This is a genomic window from Desulfobulbaceae bacterium (assembly GCA_015231515.1).
GTDB lineage: Bacteria > Desulfobacterota > Desulfobulbia > Desulfobulbales > VMSU01 > JADGBM01.
In genome coordinates this window covers 1-2,500 of record JADGBM010000210.1, presented here as the reverse complement: position 1 = coordinate 2,500, position 2,500 = coordinate 1, and the positions used below count along the sequence as shown (strand labels likewise).

4 protein-coding genes are annotated in these 2,500 nt (G+C 46.8%); 2 read left to right on the top strand and 2 right to left on the bottom strand.

The window, feature by feature from the left end:
- Nucleotides 1-661, bottom strand: a 661-nt coding sequence (locus HQK80_16385; GenBank protein ID MBF0223768.1) for an FAD-dependent oxidoreductase, incomplete at its 3' end; no start/stop codon positions are given.
- A 212-nt stretch (nucleotides 662-873) separates the two neighbouring features.
- On the opposite strand from HQK80_16385, the gene rnhA reads away from it, so the two are divergent.
- Nucleotides 874-1,572, top strand: coding sequence for a ribonuclease HI (gene rnhA / locus HQK80_16380; protein ID MBF0223767.1), 699 nt, complete (start codon nucleotides 874-876; stop codon nucleotides 1,570-1,572).
- Between the two features lie 2 nt (nucleotides 1,573-1,574).
- On the opposite strand, the gene HQK80_16375 is transcribed toward rnhA, so the two are convergent.
- Nucleotides 1,575-1,742, bottom strand: a complete 168-nt coding sequence (locus tag HQK80_16375) for a hypothetical protein (GenBank protein MBF0223766.1) — start codon at nucleotides 1,740-1,742, stop codon at nucleotides 1,575-1,577.
- A 211-nt stretch (nucleotides 1,743-1,953) separates the two neighbouring features.
- On the opposite strand from HQK80_16375, the gene HQK80_16370 reads away from it, so the two are divergent.
- A partial coding sequence (locus tag HQK80_16370) for a 23S rRNA (adenine(2503)-C(2))-methyltransferase RlmN (protein MBF0223765.1) occupies nucleotides 1,954-2,500 on the top strand: 547 nt, incomplete at its 3' end.

Sequence of the window (2,500 nt, the reverse complement as noted above, 5' to 3'; positions counted from 1 at the left end):
GGCCACTCTGAATCCGGTTTGAGTAGTCTTGAACAATTTCAACACCACGGTTGCTTAATGAGCTCTCAATATGATCCCTGATATGATCCGGAAAACCTTTCATAAAGCCGCCCCCTGCAAAAATGGTAATCAGAGGAGGCTTGAGGCGAAACTGTTTTGCGAGTTGCAGAAGGTTGCCGGCAATTTCGGCACCTGAAGGGCCGCCGCCGACAATGGCAATCTTTTGGGGCTTGTGTTTGGATTGCTCAAGAAAGGTGTCACGTGCGGCGATCAGACCGCTGATTGGTTTTACTCTGAACACAGGTATGGAATTATCTGTTGGGTGTTTATCCGGAACATAGCTGCCGACATTGCAGGAGAGAACATCATAAGCAACTTCCTGACCACTTGCCAGGTGAACAGTTTTTGCTGACGGGTCGATACGTGTGGCGGTATCGAGCACAAAAGAGCCGCCATTTTTTTCGACGACTCGGCGCGTGTTAAAGCGAATATCCCGGGATTTATAGGTGCCGCCAAGCAGGCCGGGCCCCATACCGGCATAATAATGGTGATCCGAAGGTCCAATAACTGTTACGGTATGGCCAGCACGAGTTAACGAAGCAAGGCTGGCAAGGGTTGTCATGTGCGCGTGGCCGCCGCCGATGAGGACAAGATGTGACATACGTGTTTTGATTTCGTTGATTTATTTAAAGTTTGAGTATTTTAGACATTGGAAAACCATTTTGCTCTTGAATTTGGATAGTTTTTTATATTACAACAGTCGTGCTTGAGTGCGATGGCAATGCTGTTACTATAACGGTTTTTAATAATGACCACAATTGACTTCAGCGAAATAACATTTTTGATCAGGTGCATCGGTACAAAGGAATATACATGGCTACCAAGAAATTTTATGCTGTTGCAGCAGGTGTTACCCCCGGAATTTATACGAATTGGCCTGAGGCCCAAGCCCAGGTCAAAGGCTTTGCCGGGGCTGTTTTTAAAGGATTTGCGACTAAAGAAGAGGCTGTAAACTGGCTGAAAAATCCGTCGTATTCTGCTGGAACTAAAAAGAAACCGGCCCGTAAAAAGCCTTCAGAATCAGTACCTATGAGAACCCCGAAGGCTGGGGAAATACGAATTTACACAGATGGTGGCAGCATCAATAACCCCGGCCCTGGGGGGTATGGCGCAGTGATTGTTGAGGGTGAAAACTGCCGTGAAATTTCCGGAGGCTTTTCACGTACCACCAATAACCGCATGGAGTTGATGGGTTGTATTGTTGCCTTGCAGGAACTGGAACGGCGAGATCTGTCGATTACCCTGTACTCCGATTCAAAGTATGTGGTCAACGGGATCACCAAGGGCTGGGCAAAAAGCTGGCGTAAAAATGGTTGGATTAAGTCGGATAAAAAGCCAGCTGTGAATCCAGATCTTTGGGGGCAACTGCTTGAATTAACAGAAGAACTATCTATTACATTTCAATGGGTCAAGGGCCATGCCGGAAATCCGTTAAACGAACGATGCGATGAACTGGCTGTGGCCAATGCCAGACGGTCAGGATTGCCGAAAGATCTGGGCTATTCAGGATAGCGTTAATCAAAAATTTCTATATCCCCGTGACCGCATTCAGCACAGCGCAACATGGGATCGGCCTTTTCAAAGGCTACCCGCCATGCTTCTTTTTTAATCTTCTCCTCAACTTCTGCCTGGCATTCTGCGCAGAGCCAGCGATCACCCTTCGGTGTTACCCATAGTTTCATAGTTGATCCGTAATGTTTTGGTGCTATATTGATGAAAAAAATATCCCCTAAATCTACTATAACGTATTACGCAAATCGTCAACCGTGAACACAAAAGCAAATGGTTTTGCGTACAGAATCTTTGATAGCTGAGAAAATATATGGTAGATCTCTCTATTTCTATTTGCCAAAAAATAAACGCCAGATACGCGTCAGGAAACAGTAAAGGGCCATGCCGGAAGAAAATCAGAAAACAGATCTGCGGAATTTAACCTTTGTCGAAATGGAGGTATTTGTTACCGGTCTTGGGCTGCCCAGTGGCCGAGCCAGACAACTGTTTTCCTGGGTAAACCGGCCTGGTGTACAGCATTTCACCCAGATGCTGGACATTAAAAAAGAGGTGCGTGACACGCTCGATAGGCATGCCTATATCAGCTCTGTGCCGGCAGAAGTTATTGAAAAATCCAGTGACGGGACAGTTAAATTTGGTTTTCGGCTTCATGATGGCGCCATGATCGAAAGTGTTCTGATCCCCAGCGAAAACCGATACACCTTGTGCGTTTCCTCTCAGGTTGGCTGTGCCATGGGCTGTCTGTTTTGTCTCACCGCCAAGATGGGTTTTATACGCAATCTGGCGGTCAGTGAAATTGTTGGACAGGTGATGGCGGTTCTAGACTATATGGTGGGCCAGGGCATTGAGCGTGCTACTCCCCGTGAGTTTATCAACAATCTGGTCTTCATGGGAATGGGGGAGCAGCTTGCCAATTATGACTCCTTGA

Excerpts from the sequence above, each read along its gene's own strand:
- rnhA (MBF0223767.1), top strand. The coding sequence starts at position 874 with ATGGCTACCAAGAAATTTTATGCTGTTGCAGCAGGTGTTACCCCCGGA.
- HQK80_16375 (MBF0223766.1), bottom strand. The coding sequence starts at position 1,742 with ATGAAACTATGGGTAACACCGAAGGGTGATCGCTGGCTCTGCGCAGAA.